16 protein-coding genes and 1 riboswitch are annotated in these 17272 nt (G+C 42.0%); of the genes, 7 read left to right on the plus strand and 9 right to left on the minus strand.

What is annotated here, in order from left to right; genetic code table 11:
* Nucleotides 1-3 precede the first annotated feature (3 nt).
* From GS399_RS11830 to GS399_RS11845, 4 genes are all read right to left on the minus strand, one after another.
* Nucleotides 4-471, minus strand: coding sequence for an RES family NAD+ phosphorylase (locus tag GS399_RS11830; protein WP_160844849.1), 468 nt, complete (start codon nucleotides 469-471; stop codon nucleotides 4-6).
* 6 nt (nucleotides 472-477) lie between these two features.
* Nucleotides 478-900: an Xre family toxin-antitoxin system antitoxin gene (locus tag GS399_RS11835; protein ID WP_160844850.1), complete on the minus strand. Its 423-nt coding sequence runs from the start codon at nucleotides 898-900 to the stop codon at nucleotides 478-480.
* 58 nt (nucleotides 901-958) lie between these two features.
* Nucleotides 959-1378, minus strand: coding sequence for a secondary thiamine-phosphate synthase enzyme YjbQ (locus tag GS399_RS11840; RefSeq protein ID WP_160844851.1), 420 nt, complete (start codon nucleotides 1376-1378; stop codon nucleotides 959-961).
* A 110-nt stretch (nucleotides 1379-1488) separates the two neighbouring features.
* Nucleotides 1489-3966: a YfhO family protein gene (locus tag GS399_RS11845; RefSeq protein WP_160844852.1), complete on the minus strand. Its 2478-nt coding sequence runs from the start codon at nucleotides 3964-3966 to the stop codon at nucleotides 1489-1491.
* A gap of 189 nt (nucleotides 3967-4155) precedes the next feature.
* A riboswitch (SAM riboswitch) is annotated at nucleotides 4156-4262 on the plus strand.
* An 86-nt stretch (nucleotides 4263-4348) separates the two neighbouring features.
* Between GS399_RS11845 and GS399_RS11850 the strand changes: the two genes are divergently transcribed.
* From GS399_RS11850 to GS399_RS11860, 3 genes are all read left to right on the plus strand, one after another.
* A complete protein-coding gene (locus GS399_RS11850; protein ID WP_237487933.1) occupies nucleotides 4349-4933 on the plus strand; it encodes a TlpA disulfide reductase family protein in 585 nt (194 codons plus the stop codon).
* Nucleotides 4934-5203: 270 nt separating this feature from the next.
* Nucleotides 5204-8392 carry a SusC/RagA family TonB-linked outer membrane protein gene (locus GS399_RS11855; RefSeq protein WP_160844853.1) on the plus strand — a complete coding sequence of 1063 codons (3189 nt, stop codon included), beginning with the start codon at nucleotides 5204-5206 and terminating at the stop codon, nucleotides 8390-8392.
* A 4-nt stretch (nucleotides 8393-8396) separates the two neighbouring features.
* Nucleotides 8397-9836: a SusD/RagB family nutrient-binding outer membrane lipoprotein gene (locus GS399_RS11860; RefSeq protein ID WP_160844854.1), complete on the plus strand. Its 1440-nt coding sequence runs from the start codon at nucleotides 8397-8399 to the stop codon at nucleotides 9834-9836.
* Nucleotides 9837-10117: 281 nt separating this feature from the next.
* Here the strand turns inward: GS399_RS11860 and GS399_RS11865 are convergent, their stop codons facing one another.
* The 5 genes from GS399_RS11865 to uvrB all read right to left on the minus strand — a co-directional run bounded on the left by GS399_RS11865 (nucleotide 10118) and on the right by uvrB (nucleotide 13980).
* The gene (locus GS399_RS11865; protein WP_160844855.1) at nucleotides 10118-10381 is read right to left on the minus strand and encodes a DUF4834 family protein; all 264 of its coding nucleotides are present in this window, start codon (nucleotides 10379-10381) and stop codon (nucleotides 10118-10120) included.
* Between the two features lie 80 nt (nucleotides 10382-10461).
* The gene (locus GS399_RS11870; protein ID WP_160844856.1) at nucleotides 10462-10959 is read right to left on the minus strand and encodes a cupin domain-containing protein; all 498 of its coding nucleotides are present in this window, start codon (nucleotides 10957-10959) and stop codon (nucleotides 10462-10464) included.
* The gene (locus GS399_RS11875) at nucleotides 10959-11156 is read right to left on the minus strand and encodes a YwbE family protein (RefSeq protein ID WP_160844857.1); all 198 of its coding nucleotides are present in this window, start codon (nucleotides 11154-11156) and stop codon (nucleotides 10959-10961) included. Before GS399_RS11875 ends, GS399_RS11870 begins: the two co-directional genes overlap by 1 nt.
* Before the next feature lie 4 nt (nucleotides 11157-11160).
* A complete protein-coding gene (locus GS399_RS11880; protein ID WP_160844858.1) occupies nucleotides 11161-11940 on the minus strand; it encodes a Fic family protein in 780 nt (259 codons plus the stop codon).
* Nucleotides 11941-11946: 6 nt separating this feature from the next.
* The gene (gene uvrB / locus GS399_RS11885) at nucleotides 11947-13980 is read right to left on the minus strand and encodes an excinuclease ABC subunit UvrB (protein WP_160844859.1); all 2034 of its coding nucleotides are present in this window, start codon (nucleotides 13978-13980) and stop codon (nucleotides 11947-11949) included.
* A 263-nt stretch (nucleotides 13981-14243) separates the two neighbouring features.
* On the opposite strand from uvrB, the gene upp reads away from it, so the two are divergent.
* The 4 genes from upp (at nucleotide 14244) to GS399_RS11905 (ending at nucleotide 17226) form a co-directional block, all read left to right on the plus strand.
* Entirely contained in the window at nucleotides 14244-14888 is a 645-nt protein-coding gene (gene upp / locus GS399_RS11890) for a uracil phosphoribosyltransferase (RefSeq protein ID WP_160844860.1), read from the plus strand.
* Between the two features lie 96 nt (nucleotides 14889-14984).
* Nucleotides 14985-15674: a YjjG family noncanonical pyrimidine nucleotidase gene (locus tag GS399_RS11895; protein ID WP_160844861.1), complete on the plus strand. Its 690-nt coding sequence runs from the start codon at nucleotides 14985-14987 to the stop codon at nucleotides 15672-15674.
* Nucleotides 15671-16198 (plus strand): DinB family protein, encoded by a 528-nt coding sequence (locus tag GS399_RS11900; RefSeq protein ID WP_160844862.1) that lies wholly within the window; start codon nucleotides 15671-15673, stop codon nucleotides 16196-16198. Before GS399_RS11895 ends, GS399_RS11900 begins: the two co-directional genes overlap by 4 nt.
* 158 nt (nucleotides 16199-16356) lie before the next feature.
* Entirely contained in the window at nucleotides 16357-17226 is an 870-nt protein-coding gene (locus GS399_RS11905) for a UDP-2,3-diacylglucosamine diphosphatase (protein WP_160844863.1), read from the plus strand.
* The last annotated feature ends 46 nt before the right edge of the window (nucleotides 17227-17272 follow it).

The raw sequence follows: 17272 nt of genomic DNA on the forward strand, positions 1-17272 counted from the left end.
TGTTCATGGATTCGCTTTCAGACGGGGATCAAAAGTGAATTTGTTAACCTGTACAATTTTCACTTTTGAAAAATCCTGGTGATTCGGATTTAGGAGGTAATTGAACTCCAGGTCGATAATGGCGGACGGAACTTTCAAAATCGCTGAACTTCCTGATTTTAACCATTCGTCTCCAAGAGCCTGGGTAACCGGATAATTGATGACCTGGAACCATTTTTCGTCCAGTCCAATAAGGCTTTCAACTATAATTTCCTCAATTTTTATGTTTTGATCTAATTCAATAATTGCCACGGAAAAATCTCCCGACTGTAACGAAGCGCCGCTTTTATGAGCCACTATTTCCAAACATGAAAGGGCCAATGATCCGCCAGTATAGATTATACGCTGGCCGGCGGAATTCCATCGGGCTGCAATGCCGGGTGCAATTAAACTATTCGCGTATTTAGTTTGGCTGATTCTGTAAACAAGCATCTATGGCTAGGCAACAACACCAAAATCGATACGAAGTAATTCATTCATTACAATACTAATACCTGTAATTGTGTCGAGCAGATCAATAGGCCTGGCATCGATGCCGATATTGTGCTGAGGAAGCCAGTTCTTGAATTCGTCAAGCGATCCGAAGGTGTCCATGCCTTTATCAAAAAGTTCGAATAACTGTAAGATATGTTCACTTAAACCCGTATTTAACTCTTTACCTGCTTTAATATGCTTGCGTAAAGTAGGTTCGGTAAGATCTAAGATAGTTGCAAGATCTGTTTGGGTGGCGCCCGTTAGTAGAATTAAATCACTGATTGCCCGCGATTTCAAGCCTGTTTTTATGGCCGATAGCTTAGCTGCGGGTGATTTATAAAGTTTTACATACGGTTCAAGAATATCAGAGGCCATGATCGATTCCATATATAAAAGTAATTATTTTCCTTTTAAAACGGAAATATTTTTCTTTTGTTTGAACAGATTATTCGCCCCAAGCCGTAAGTATCAGGTGTCGTATGCCACCGTTATTCCTGTGTTCGCATAAGTAAATTCCTTGCCAGGTTCCTAATGCCAGTCTTCCGTTCGAAATTGGAATCATAACCGACGCCCCTAAAATTGCCGCTTTTAAATGTGCAGGCATATCATCCGAACCTTCATAGTCATGTTCATAATCCGGGTCATTCTCGGGTACGGCTTTGTTAAAAAACGTTTCAAAATCCTTTCGAACAGTTGAATCGGCATTTTCATTTATGCAAAGTGAGGCAGACGTATGCATGATGAAAACTTGGAGCATGCCTTTTTTTAATGATGATATTTCTGGAAATGCTCTTAATACATCATTTGTTATTAAATGAAATCCGCGTCTTTTCGAGAGGCTGAAGGCGTTTTGAAAAATTTTCATTCTGATAGCTGTTGTCCGTTGAAAACATGGGATATCAACGGAGGTTTCAGTTTTTTTGCCTAAACAAAAATGGCCCGATACCAGGCCATTAAAAAAATTATTTACTTTGACTAAGCCGTTTTCAGTGTGTATTCGTCTTTCTTTTTAACTGAGAACCAAATCGCGGAAGCGAGTCCGGCGATTAAAATAATCGAAGAAATTAATGAAATCGTTTCGCCTGTATAATAAGAAGCCGGCTCAAACTTAAATTCAAGTTTGTGATTTCCGCCAGGTAACTCAGCTGCACGCAGGATGTAGTTAGCACGGAAATGCGGGAGCTTTTCTCCATCAACGTAAGCGTTCCAGCCTTTGTCATACCATATCTCCGCGAAAACAGCTAACACATCATGCCCCGCCGAGTATTCATATTTTAAATCGTCAGGTTGATAGCTAACAAGTTTAATTTGATCTGTCGCTGCAAAGGCCGTTTTTTTGTCGTCAATTAGCGATTTGAATTTTTCATCAACTACAGCTTCATTATGCGGATCGAAGCTGCTGATGGCCGTCATTTCCTCGTCCGCATTTTTTACAAATTTCACATTTTTGACAAACCAGGCATTTCCGCATGCGGTACTTCTGTTCTGAATCCGTTGGCCCTTATTGTCTGCAGTGATCAGGTATTTAGTGTTAAGCATGTCCAAAACATCTTCGTTGATGGAATTGGAGAACTGTTTGTCAAGCACTTCCTGGTAACGCTTTAATTTCGCTGCATGATAACCTCCAAGGCTTTTGTGATAGTAAGACGTTTTGGCGTCCTGGAACGGGCTGCCGCTGGTAAGATCTAATACACGGTAATCCAAAGCCGGGTCGCGCAGAATTAACTGATCAACTTCGCGTTGCGGAATTAGTTGCTCCAGTGATTGCTTCTCGGTGAAATTTGCATTATTCAGATAACGGCGATCAACACCCCACATATCAACTAGAACCGCTACTGCAAGCAATATGAACGTTAACTCTGGTTTTAGCTTCTGCTTCAACATTGCCCATAATAATCCGGCGGCTACCAAAACAAAAATAAGTGATCTGAAAGCGTCGGTGCGTGCCAGGCTTTCGCGGTCTTTAACCAGTGCGTTCATGATAGAATCAGCGAAGCCTTTGTCGCCAACTACCTGTACGAGCTGGTTTTGAACAAATGAATCATCGTTGGCTGAACGGAACGACATAAATAGTCCCGGAATTGCAATAAGTAATAACAGGATACCGCCAGTAATGTACAGCGAGTATAAAAGCTTTTTTTGCAGTTGCTTTGGATCGAGTTTGTGAAAGGCTATTTCCTTAACCGCCAGTACGGCCAAAATCGGGAATAGAAAACCTGCGATTGATAAATTGGATTCAACCGCCCGGAACTTATTGTATAAAGGGAAGTAGTTAAAGAACAAATCAGATATAACCGGCAGATTTTTTCCGAAAGAAAGAAACAAGCTTAAAATCGTTGCTCCTAAGATCCACCACTTTAAGCGGTCTTTAACAATGAAAAGTCCCAGGATAAAAAGAAAACAGATACTGGCGCCAAAGTAATAAGGTCCTGAAGTGAAAGGCTTGTCGCCCCAGTAAGTTGGCATTTGCTTCGCAAAGCTTGCAGCCTGATCTGCGGGAACACCCTTTTCCTGTACAATTTTTGCAACGGCTGAGTTTTCGTCGAGCGCCTGCGAACCTGATGATCCTCCATAAGCATTTGGAACAAGGAAAGTGATATTTTCACCGACACCCTGGCTCCATTGGTAAGCATATTCTTTATCTAAGCCAGTTTGAGGTTCGGCCTTATCTGATGTCAGATTTGATTTACCCCGGATTGATTCTTGTCCATACTCATAAGTGGTCCACAGAGAACCAGCGTTAACACCTACTGCTACGATAACTGCGGCGGCCAAAAAACCTACCGATTTTAAAAATCCGGAAGTTGATTTTGCTCGTATGGCATGGTACAGCTCAATACCAACCAGAATTATCAGTGCAATAAACAAATAATAAGTCATCTGGATATGATTCGCCCGTACTTCAAGGGCCAGAAACAGGGCAGTAATCGCAGCGCCTAAAAGATATTTGCCGCGGAACGTTAGTAAGATTCCGGCCAATATAGGAGCGAAAAAGGCCATAGCCAGCGCCTGGTTAGCATGTCCCGCTTCTATCAGAATAAAATTATAGGAAGAAAAAGTGTAAGCAATTGCGCCAGCTGCAGCCAGCCAGGGGTTCATGCGAAGGACACAAAACAATAAATATCCGCCTAACAAAAAGAGGAATATTAAATAAATGGGATTAGGTAAAACAGTTGTTAAAAATGCAATAACATGCGTGATAACGTTTTTCGGATATTGCGCCCAAACCTGGTATGCCGGCATACCGCCAAACATGGAATTAGTCCAAAGTGGTGCCTTGCCATCCTTGGCCTTGAAATCCATTATTTCCTTTTGTCCGGCCTGAGCCTGCAATACATCGCTCTGCATGAGCGATTTTCCCTGCAATGCCGGAGTAAAGTAAATTCCACACAGCACTATAAAAATTCCAATAATGGCCAGGTGAATGCCATTGCGTTTGAACCAGTTATTCATTTAATTCTAAAAATTACGAAAGCCAAAAATAGGAAAAGGATATAGAATGCGAAATGCAGGAAGTTAAGTTTCTGGCAGCTTTTAAATCTCCAGGATTAGATCATGAAAAAGGAATAATCGTAAGATAAAAAATAATAATCTATAGAATTAGTAGATTTAATTTATCTTTGCCGCATAATCGTTCTTATTCAATTATCAAGAAAGACTGAGGGAAAGGCCCGATGACGTCTTAGCAACCTGCGCCTCCAGCGTAACGGTGCTAATTCCTATCTGTTAAATGACAGAGAAGATAATGCAGAAGATTTGCATTGAACGGAGCTCCGGGATATGATACCTCTTTCTTTCACTAATTGATTTACGGTTTAATTAAAGTCTAATGCAAATGATAAATAAAATCAGGGGCAGCTTTCGTCTGCTGGGTATTGCGTCATTATTATTAATGTCCTTTCTAACGAAGGCGCAAGGCTTAAATACATCTAATTCAGCGACTGATGATCGTGGCTACTTAGTTAAGACGGGTGATGTCGCTCCGGCTGATTTCACTCTTCGGTTGGCAGATGGCACTGAGACATCTTTAAGTAAACTACGCGGAAAGGTGGTGGTGTTGCAATTTACAGCCAGCTGGTGCAGCGTTTGCCGCGAAGAAATGCCGCATCTTGAAAAAGAAGTTTGGCAAGCCTATAAAAATAAAGGACTTGTTTTGATTGGCGTCGACAGGGACGAACCGCTTGAAAAAGTAATCAACTTTCAAAAGAGTATGAACATCAGTTATCCCTTAGCACTTGATCCCGGCGCAGAGATATTTGGACGCTTCGCCGATAAAAAAAGTGGTGTCACACGGAATGTTGTAATCGATAGGGACGGCAAGATAGCTTATCTCACCCGCTTGTATGACCGGCAGGAATTTATGTCAATGCTTAAAAAAATTGAGTCGCTGGTAGCTACAACGGGCGCCGCTTCAAGGTAGCCGCCAGCAATAACCGCATTTAGTTTAAACGATAATTCCATGAAAACATCATCTACCATCCTTCGTAAATCTTCTGTTCTTATCACTTCGCCTGTTAAGGTATTTATGGCACTATGTGCCACAAATCACTCATGTTGTTGTTGCTGCTGTTGATATTTTAATCGTGGACCGTCGTCCGAACACTAATTCCTAGTCTTTAATCTTCACATGCAACTGGTAAAATCCCGGGATGTTACAATGTATGTACATTAAAATCTATTTAAAACTATCATGAAAAGAATTTACAAATGGCTCCCTGCTATTTTACTATCATTCATTTTTCTACAGAAGGTGGCAGCACAATCTGTCATAATAAGCGGTACTATCACTGCGCAATCAGATAAGCTTCCCCTGCCAGGGGTAAGTATAACAGTGAAAGGATCTTCGGCTGTCACCCAAACCAATACTGAGGGTAAATTTACTGTAAGGGCAAATGTTAACGATGTGCTCAGAATAACTTACATCGGTTTTACTGCTCAGGAAATTACAGTTACTCAAAATAATTCCAACCTGCAGATAGTGCTTCAGGAAACCGCCAATTCTCTAAGCGAAGTTGTTGTGACGGCATTAAATATTTCCAAGGATAAAAAATCGTTAGGATATGCTGTTCAGGGGCTGAAGGCTAAAGATATTTCGCAGGCAAAGGAAACTAACCTGGTCAATGCACTTTCTGGCAAGATTGCTGGTGTACAGGTTACCAATAGTCAGGGTGACATGGGTTCTTCCCGAATAGTTATCCGTGGTGAAACTTCGGTATCGGGTAATAACCAACCACTTTTTGTTGTCGACGGTGTGATTGTTGATAATTCGCAGTTCCAGGGTACCAATGGATCAAGGGATTTTGCTAATGCCATTTCTGATCTGAACTCCGAAGACATCGAGTCCATCAGTGTGCTTAAGGGACCAAACGCGGCGGCATTATATGGTTATCGTGCTGCTGCCGGCGTAATTCTGATTAAAACAAAAACCGGTAAAGGAACAAAGGGACTTGGTATAACCGTTAACTCGAATACTACTTTCTCTAATCTGAATGTGTTTCCGGATTATCAGAATGCATATGGCCAGGGTTCTAACGGAAAATTCAGCTATGTAGACGGTAAAGGCGGTGGTGTAAACGATGGTGTAGATGAGAGTTGGGGGCCGGCGCTGGATGGCTCACTGATTCCTCAGTTTTATTCGAACGGACAGGCTGTGCCGTTCGTAGCACATCCGGATAACGTACGCAGTTTTTTCAGAACAGGCGTAACCTTGAACAATGGAGTCGCACTTTCGGGCAGCGGCGAAAAATATGATTTCAGGTTATCGTACAACAATCTACACCAAACGGGAGTTGTGCCGAACTCGTCGCAAGGCAGAAACTCCTTTTTACTAAACGGCAGTTACAAGCTAAACAAAAATCTAACATTGACCGCTATTGCCAATTACATCAAAGATGATGCTGACAATTTGCCGGGCGCTTATGGCAGAAGGGCGACAAGCACCATGTTACAGTTCACCTGGTTCGGGCGCCAGGTCGATGTAAACCAGCTTTATCCTTATCGTGATGCCAACGGCAATACGTTTAACTGGAACAACAGCTATTACAGCAATCCATACTTTATCGCTTATGAAAATACTGTCGGACAACACAAAAACCGCTTGATCGGAAGTGTTGAACTTAACTACAAAATAGCCGAAGGTTTATCTGCTAATTTCCGTACCGGTACAGACTTTTATAACGATCGCCGGAAAATAAGGATTGCTTATGGCACCAATGGAACGCCGTTTGGCTCATATGAAGAAGACGCATATTATGTGAATGAAACCAATACAGAAGCGCGGTTGCAATACACTAGAAAGTTGAACGATGACTTTTCAATTGATGTTTTCGCCGGAGGCAATCTGAGTTCCATTATAAACGAACAGAATGACCAGGTAGCGCCTAAACTGGCGGTGGCAGGGTTATATACGCTCAGCAATTCCCGCGATCCGCTGGTGTCATCGAATTACTATGGGAGGCTAAAAACGTACAGTATTTTCGGCTCGGCACAGGTTGGGTTCAGGAATTATGCATATATAAATTTTACCGGCCGTAATGACTGGTCTTCTACATTACCGGTAGCCAACTTATCTTACTTTTACCCATCTGTAAATGGAAGTTTGATACTTTCGGAGGCATTTAATCTGAAGGGCGATGTATTAAGCTATTTTAAATTGAGAGGCGGCTGGTCGAAGGTCGGGAAAGCGACAACGCCTTACCAGTTAATTAATACTTACACATTCGGTACGCTTTTCGGCTCCAATCCACAGCAAAGCGCAGCCAGCGTCAACCTGAACGCAAACCTGAAACCGGAAACGACAACTTCGGGAGAGGCGGGCTTTGAACTAGGCTTTTTAAAGGATCGCGTACGGCTTGATGTGAGTGCTTACAATACCAATAGTGTTAACCAGATATTAAGTGTAGATGTTAGTCCTTCGACAGGCTATAGCCAGCAACTGATTAACGGCGGCCGCATAAACAACAGGGGGCTTGAAATACAACTGGGTGGCACCCCGATTAAGAAAAGCGATTTTTTATGGGATGTCACGATCAATTATTCTCTGAACCGAAGCAAGGTTGAATCACTTGATGAAGAAGGTCGCCTGCAAAGTTATATTCTTGGCACCAACCGGACCGTGCAGGTTTTGGCAGCCGTAGGTAAACCTTATGGCACGCTCTTCGGCAATGCTTATCTTCGCGATGCCTCAGGTCAGATTATTATCGGGGCTAACGGTACGCCGGTCACTAATCCCACCAAGCAATATTTAGGAAAATTTACGCCGGATTGGCTTGGAAGCATTAATAACAGCTTCAGCTATAAAGGGATAAACCTTAGTTTTTTAGTTGATGCCCGGGTAGGAGGATCGATTTATTCGAATACTAATCGTACAGGGACTTACACCGGTGTGCTGGCGTCAACATTGCCCGGCCGGGGTGCAGCTAACGGTGGTTTGAGTTATTATTATCCGGAGAATAATACCGCTACTGCCGCAGTGCAGATCAGCAACGGAGGACAAGCGCCCAAAGGTGAAGTTGTATACGATGACGGTATGATTTTCAAAGGAGTAAAATCGGACGGGACACCCAATACTACTATTCTCCCGGCTCAATCTTATTACAAAGGATTCACAAACTTTGATGAGTCTTTTGTTTACGATGCATCCTATGTCAAGTTACGCGAAGTGAAGATAGGTTACGTTTTCCCGTCCAAACTGGTAAAAGGGCTGGGTCTGCAATCTGCCACGGTGTCGTTAGTTGGCCGTAATCTTTGGATAATTCATAAAAATGTTCCAAATATCGATCCTGAAACTGCTTTTAATACGGGAAACGGGCAGGGTCTGGAAGATCTGACCCTTCCGACAGTTCGCAACGTTGGTTTTAACATTAACCTTAATTTCTAAACTTATGAAACTCAATTATATAGCTTTGATGATATCTGGGATACTTTTGTTTTCCGTGACATCATGCAAGAAAGACCTTCAGGATACCAACCAAAATCCAAATGCTTCGCAAAATGCGCAGCCGGATTACTTATTGACAGCGGCGACAAAATCTACGGCTGACACCTACTGGGGTACCGCCAATAATATGGATGCAAGCTTGCTTTTTGTTCAGCATTGGGCAAAGATACAGTACACAGATCCCGACAGATATATCTTTTCAAACAGCGCCTTCCAGGAATTATGGACAACGGGATATTCAAAAAGTATTGTTAATCTCAACCAGATCATTAAAATTGGCGATGAACAATCGAATCCTAATTACAAGGGTGTTGCCTTAGTGCTGCGTTCATGGGTGTTTCAGTTATTGACCGATGCTTATGGCAACATTCCGTATAAACAGGCAGCCAGTATCGATGAATATCTAACTCCGGCTTACGATACTCAGAAGGACGTTTATTTTTCATTGCTGGACGATCTGAAAGCGGCCCAGGCTGCTCTAGACCCGGCGGGAAAAGCTATTTCAGGTGATGTTCTTTATGGAAATAATATCGCTTTATGGAAGAAATTTGCCAATTCTTTGCGTATCCGGATTGCCTTGCGAATTGCTGATCGTGAGCCGGAAAGAGCGAAACAGGTTTTTGCAGAGATACAAGCTGAAGGGGGCCTGCTTATCAGCTCAAACAGTGAAACTGCGCAGCTTGTTTATCTTGATTCGCCAAATCAGAATCCAATCAGCAATTTATTTGATACACGTGACGATTACCGCATCAGTAAAACCATTGTTGATAAATTATTCGCGTTAAACGATCCGCGTCTGCCTGTATATGCAAGCAAAACAAAGGATCCTACAGATAAAACCTATGTAGGTATACCGAATGGCTTGCTGGTCGGCGATGCAAGTAATCTTGGATTCACCAGAACATCGAAACCCGGCACGTACTTTTTAGCGCCGCATGCCCCTGCAGTAATCATCAGTTATGCAGAAGTGTTGTTTGACCGTGCTGAGGCGGCGGCCCGCGGATTTACGGTCGAAAATGCCGCTGATCTATACCTGCAGGCTATACGAGCGTCTTTAACACAGTACGGAACGGCCGACAGTGAGATAAACACTTACCTTGCTTCGCCTGCTATTCAATATGGTGCTTCCAATTTTAGAAAATCGATCGGGGAACAAAAATGGATTGCCCTTTTTGGCCAGGGTCTCGAAGCTTTCGCCGAGTGGCGCCGCTTAGATTATCCGCAATTGCAGCCTGCCGTTGCCGGAACGCTTAACGGTAAAATTCCACAGCGCTTTATTTATCCGGGAACGGAGCAGTCACTTAATGCCGACAGTTACAAAGCCGCCGTGACTAACCAGGGTGCCGACCTGTTAACTACCAAACTTTGGTTTGATGTGAATTAACGGTTAGGATCGCCGGCATCATAGATTAAAAGGATGCCGGCACCGATGGCGGAGTGGTCAGGCGGAGGTATGCAAAACCTTTTACGACGGTTCAAATCCGTCCTCGAGCCTCTATCTTATAAGTAGACTTTTACTAAAGCCGTGCTTATAAATAACAAATGACTGGATAATTTAGCAGTAGATGATAGAGCAAGCTTTGAACTATACTCCTTAAAGTAAATCGTTCAAAACCCTAACGAAAATGCAAGGATTTGATTAAAACAGGATGCCTGCTTTTAAATCTACTTTATCTCCTCAAACTCAACAAAGTCACCGGCCTTGTCTGCAGCTTTGGCTTCTTTATCTTTAGGAGGCACATAGTCAATATGAATTTTCCCTTCAGGCTTGTGCTGCTGGTAAGAGTTTTGATTCTGATAACTACGGCTAGCTTGTTGCTGAGCTTTGCCAACGAGGCTTTGAAAAACCAGTGGAAGAACTAGTCTGACAATAAATCTTACTGCCCAGAGAAGGCAGATTGAAATAATTAAAAATCTTAATAAACCCATTTCTAAATAATTCGATACAAATATAGATGAATATTTTAGTGAATTGTTTCAGCGCAATTTAAACGTTACAATACTATGAATTATTGGGACAGCCTGTTAATCAATTCAAAATGCTGCGGAAACTGCTCGCGCAGCTTTCGCTTTTCCGCCATTTCAAAGTCTTCAAAATCAAAGCCCGGGGCAACCGTACAACCCACTAACGAAAACTGGGTCTCCGGCTGAGAAGCAAACCAGCATCCGGCTTTAACGACAGCCTGAAAAGTACAGCCATTTTCGGGATCGTTACCAAGCTTGATCTTCTCAAGATCCCCTGATGGATGAATAACATAAACTGTTAACGGCGATCCGTAATAAAAATGCCAGAGTTCATCGCTTTTGATTCGATGAAAAGCTGAAAATTGATGACATTCCAGTAAGAAATAAATGGATGTAGACAAATTCCGGTCGCCTGTAAATCGTTGTGGTAAGCCCTGCCGTAAGACTTTTTCTTCCGAGCGATACACTTCGCGGAAATAGCCGCCCTCAGGATGTTCAGCCAATTGAAACTTTTCAATGAAATAGCTTGCAGAGTATTCCATTAATCTTCAATTATTTCAATTACCCGTCCGATCTGACCATCTTCCAGTCTTACTTTTATACCCCTGGAATGAAATCTTGAGCTGGTTAGCAAATCTTTCACTATCCCGCGTGTACGTTTGCCGCTTCGCTGGTCCTTTTTAAGAATTATATCTACTTCAAGACCGGGGTATACATCGTCCCTGTTTTGTCCGTTCATGTTATTAATGATGTTTTACGCTGTCAGGCAGCATTAACAGAAAAGGTAATGCCTGGGAATAATCCAGTGATTCATATTCTAACCCTAACAAGCGAATGTTTTTGTAATACGTTTTATGATTATCGTAATAATTCTTTTCAGATTCAATAAGCCAGGCTTTATCTCCAAGTTTTTCGGACAGGAACCATTTTTCAATAAGGCGGGATATTCTTCCATTCCCATCATCAAAAGGATGAATTTTTACGAAGACCAGGTGAAGCAATGATGCGAAAAAAAAGATTTCCTGTATGGTCAATTGCTTAGTTGACAATGTATTTAAATCCTGATAGAACTTTTTTAGTTCATTATTAACCGATCCAGCTTGTGCGGCCACATATTCAATTTTTCCATCAGCTGTTGTTGCGAACATATTGCCGGTTCTGATTTTTCCCTGATGGCTTTTAGGTAAAATATGTTTAGTAAGTAATTGATGAGCATTGAGAATATTGCTCTCTGTTAAACTATTGTTGTTGGCAAATTGATAGGCATTATACAGGTCGTCTATTTTTCGGGTGTAATCTGGCAAAAACTCAATTCCAAAGCGTTTATGCTTTACGTAAGAATCTAATTCAATAGGTTCGCCTTCAATTTTAGAGGAAAAAACAGCAGCTACTGATGTATAAAAACTAAATGTATCAATTGACAATTCGCTGTCCTCAAGAAGTTCATAGTTTTTTAAATGGTCTTCAGTTGCAATTTTGTTGTATTCGTTAAAAATGTCTGAAGGTAAAATACTCAAATTCATAGTAGCTTACTTTCCAAACCGCTCGTCCATCATTTTCTCTAATGCAAACATTTCATCACGCAACTTCGCTGCCGAGAGGAAATCCATGTCCTTCGCTGCCGCGAGCATTTGTTTTTTCGTGTTTTCAATAGATTTTTGAAGTTCCGGCTTGCTCATATATTGAACTATCGGATCGGCAGCGATACTATCGGCCGTTTCTTTTTCTATGTAAGCTTTCTGAACGCCGCCTTTAAAATCTACCACTGAAGTTTGTTCAATGATGGCTTCTTTCGACTTGCCGACTGTTCTTGGAACAATGCCATGTTCAAGATTGTAAGCAATTTGTTTATCGCGCCGACGATTAGTTTCTTCGATTGTGATACGCATGCTTTCGGTCATCTGATCGGCATACATGATTACCCGACCGCGGTCGTTTCTGGCGGCACGGCCAATGGTTTGAATTAACGATCGCTCGGAGCGCAAAAATCCTTCTTTATCAGCATCTAAGATCGCTACGAGCGAAACCTCCGGTAAATCCAATCCTTCCCGCAAAAGATTAATTCCAACCAGCACATCAAACTCGCCTAAACGTAAACCACGTAAAATTTCCACCCGTTCCAAAGTTTTTACTTCCGAATGGATGTAGCGAACCTTTATCCCAAGCCGGTCCATGTATTTGGTCAGCTCTTCCGCCATGCGCTTGGTTAACGTGGTAACTAAAATTCTGTCGCCTAATTTTACCGTTTGGTCCACTTCTTCAAGCAGATCATCCACCTGGTTTATAACAGGCCTGATTTCTATGGTTGGATCGAGCAAGCCTGTTGGCCTGATCACCTGCTCCACAAAAACGCCTTCAGTCTTTTCCAGTTCATAATCGCCAGGTGTTGCACTTACATAGATAGTTTGCGGCGCCAGTCGCTCGAACTCGTTAAAGTTAAGGGGGCGATTATCTAAAGCCGCCGGCAAACGGAAACCATAGTCAACGAGAGCCATCTTTCTTGAGCGGTCTCCGCCGTACATGGCCCGTATTTGTGGCACAGTTACATGGCTCTCGTCAATTACCATTAGATAATCGTCGGGGAAATAATCTAGAAGACAAAAAGGCCGCATCCCGGGCGACCGGCCGTCAAAAAAGCGAGAATAATTTTCGATACCGCTGCAATAACCCAGTTCCCGCATCATTTCGAGATCGTAATTTACCCGCTCTTCCAAACGCTTCGCTTCCAGGAAGCGCTGCTCTTTTATGAATTGTTCTTTTCTTGCTTCCAGTTCTTCCTGTATTGCCCATACAGATTTATTGAACCTATCCTTTGGCGTAACGAAAAGATTTGCCGGAAATATCGCAAGATGCGTCATCTTTTCAAGTGTTTTCCCCGAAGCCGGATCAATTGCACTCAACTCTTCGATATCGTCGCCAAAAAATGATACGCGGTATGCATAATCCATGTATGCCGGGTAAATATCTACCGTGTCTCCTTTAACGCGAAAAGTTCCCCGGCGAAAATCGGCAGTTGTTCGTGAGTATAGAATTTCCACAAGGCGATGCAGAAACGCGTTGCGGCTTACACGAGTTCCTACGGCGAAACGGAAAACGGAATTTGAAAAATCTTCGGGGTTTCCCATACCATATATGCAGGAAACAGAAGAAACGACAATAATGTCTCTGCGGCCCGACATAAGTGCAGATGTTGTCCGAAGCCTTAACTTTTCAATTTCATCGTTTATCTGGAGGTCTTTTTCGATATAGGTGTTTGAAGAAGCTATATAGGCTTCCGGCTGATAGTAATCGTAGTAGGAAACGAAATAGTTAACCGCATTCTCGGGAAAAAACTGTTTGAATTCCCCATATAGCTGGGCTGCAAGTGTTTTGTTATGACTTAAAACCAACGTTGGTTTCTGGGTTTGCTGCACGACATTGGCAACAGTAAAAGTTTTACCAGAGCCAGTTACTCCCAGCAGAGTTTGATAGTGCTCACCGGAGTTTACACCTTCAACAAGTTGTTTTATAGCGTTTGGCTGATCGCCTGTTGGCTGGTATTGCGAAGTTAAATTGAAATCCATGTGTTAAACAAAGATAAACATTGATCGGTAGAGAGGCAGATAAAAAAGGGGACCACCTGGTGGCCCCCAAATCAAACCTTATTTAACAAAACATTATCACCAAATAATGCTCGTTAATATGAAATATACGTTTTATAAAGGGATTTGGTTTATTGAAAATTTAAAAATCTTGCCGGTAACAACGCTTTTGATGTTTATATAACATGAGTATTTTAGCGTGCAAATTGGCTGTTACATACTGAAAATAGTCTTAATTTTATCGTATGACATTTATTTTAAGCGAAACGCCTTCCATTGGCAATCATTTTATTGCCGAATTGCGTGATGTAACAATTCAGACAGATAGCATGCGTTTTCGTAAAAACCTCGAAAGATTGGGGGAGATTTTTGCTTACGAAATTTCAAAGACCTTCCAATATCTCGAAACTGATTTTGAAACGCCGCTTGGCACAGCTACAGTTGAAATTTTTGAACAGCAGCCCGTGATAGCTACGATACTACGGGCAGGATTGCCTTTGCATAAAGGCTTGCTCAATTATTTTGATAAAGCGGACTCTGCATTCATTTCCGCTTACAGAAAAACTAACAAAGCCGGCGGCTTTGAAATTAAAATGGATTATATTTCAACACCACCGCTGGATGATAAAATCGTAATAATAGCTGATCCGATGCTTGCTACCGGTTTAAGTATGGTGCTGTGCTGTAAAGAACTTTTATCGCAATATAAAATCAGGGAACTTCATATCGTATCAGTAATTGCAAGTACCGAAGGTCTGGCCCATGTAAAAGCTAACTTGCCGAAAGCTAATGTCTGGGTTGGGGCGGTAGATGAAGAAATGACCACGAAAGCTTACATCGTTCCGGGTTTGGGTGATGCCGGCGATCTGGCATATGGCGTGAAGAGTTGAATAGCTATCAGCTTTGAGCCATGAGCTATCAACCATGATCTATTAACGATGAGCTATCAGCACCTTATCTATCCCAAACCTTGAACTTTAAAAAGCATGTATAAACACATTTTTTTCGACCTGGATCACACTATCTGGGATTTCGATAAAAACGCAGAAGAAACTCTCCACGAACTGTATCACGCACATTCATTAAAATCACTCGGGCTTCATTCGGCTGATCTATTTATCGAAACCTACACACGCAATAATCATACGTTGTGGGCCGAATATCATGTTGGAAAAATCAGTAAAGATTATTTGCGGGAACATCGCTTTAAGCGTACTTTCATTGAACTGGGTTTGTCTCATGAATCAATTCCGGTCGATTTTGAAAATGATTATGTACGTATTTGCCCAACAAAAACCAACTTGTTTCCCGATGCCCATGACACGCTTGGCTATCTCGGCAACAAATATAATTTACATCTTATTTCAAACGGATTCAGGGAATCCACTGAGATAAAGATCGAACTTACCGGATTGAAAAGGCATTTCAAGACAGTTATTATATCGGAAATAGTTGGTGTAAACAAGCCTGATAAGGCGATATTTGACTTTGCCCTGAACGGTGCTGCGGCAGAGAAACACGAAAGTTTGATGGTTGGCGACAGTCTTGAAGCCGATATATACGGCGCGTTAAATTATGGGATGGATGCAATTTATTTCAACCCGTTAAACAAGGATAAGCCCGCTGATGTTACAACACAAATCTCAGCACTGAAAGAACTAACCGCCCTTTTATGAACATAGGAAAAATAGCCGCAGGCATCGTTGAAACAAGCGATGATTTTTTAAATTTTCTTAAAAAAATAAGCGACGAAGATTTCCAGAAAACACCTGCCGACGGTGTATGGTCATATTCTGAAGTTTATTCACACATCTTTGATCTCAACCTGATGTCGCTCATGCCGATAGAACGGTGTATAAGATCACATAAAACGGTTACTGGTACTACTAAACTGGCCGCCCGGCTGGTTTTCCTGTTTGGTCGCTTTCCTCCAGTAAAACTGAAAGCGCCCGAAAATTTAGGCGCAGAAATAAAAAAAATGTCAAAAGAAGAGGCCAGTAACCTCGTCATCGACTTTAAGCATAAGCTAGAAGCAGTTGTTCCACTTATAAAAAAGGCTCCAGCCAATCAACGTGTTCAGCACCCACGGCTTGGTCCTTTAACGGCTGTTCAATGGCTTCGGTTTATAGAAATCCATACAAAGCATCATTACAAACAACTCCTGCGCATTCAAAAAATGCTTGCCGGTCAGCCGGATTAAAATTTAATAACTCCTTAATATACAGCTAACAACAGTTGCCTTGCTTTGGAAAACCTCATCAAATATGGGCGCTGATCTTTTGTATTACCTGCTGGTTTTCATTCTACTGACTTTGGGTCTTGCATTTTTAATAGGCCCATATGATTTAATGGTAGAAGATGAAGAAGACTAGCGAACAAACTGGAAAAAGGGAAGTAGAACTGGTTGTTATTTCAGATGTGCATTTGGGAACCTACGGCTGTCATGCTGCTGAATTGCTTCAATATCTCAAAAGCATTAAACCCGGAACGCTTATTTTAAACGGAGATATCATCGATATCTGGCAGTTCAGTAAATCTTACTGGCCCGAGGCACATATGAAAGTGATCCGCAAGATCATGAAATTTATAACTGATGGTGTGCCGGTCTATTATCTTACCGGTAATCACGATGAAATGCTTCGCAAGTTTACCGACCTGAGTATGGGCAGCTTTAAACTGATGGATAAACTTCTCCTGAACGTTGGAGATAAGAAAGCCTGGATCTTTCACGGAGACGTTTTCGATGTTACCATGCAACATTCAAAATGGCTGGCCAGGCTTGGCGCGGTCGGCTACGACACATTGATTTTGCTTAACAGGTTTGTAAACTGGGGCTTAAGTCTGTTGGGAAGAGAAAAAATGAGCTTCTCGAAACGTATTAAATCAAGCTTTAAAAATGCCGTAAAGTTCATTAATAACTTTGAACAAACAGCCGCGGAACTTGCCGCCGAAAAAGGTTATGATTACGTAATATGCGGCCATATTCATCAACCTGAAATCCGTTCGATACCCTGTGAGAACAAAATAATCACTTATTTGAACTCCGGGGACTGGATTGAAAATCTCACAGCTCTCGAATTTAATGATGGCAGGTGGGAAGTATTCCAGTATCATCCTGTCGCGTTCGATAAATATAACGATGGAACGGACGGTGAAGACGAAGACAATTTTAAGGAGCGCCTTGATGTTAAGATCTTATTTGAGCGCTTCAAAGCAGAAGTTTCTTAGAAGTTTTACAATTGCCGCTTAATAGGCATATTTGCTTAAAGAATTG

Source organism: Hufsiella arboris, from assembly GCF_009834875.1.
GTDB classification, from domain to species: Bacteria; Bacteroidota; Bacteroidia; order Sphingobacteriales; family Sphingobacteriaceae; genus Hufsiella_A; species Hufsiella_A arboris.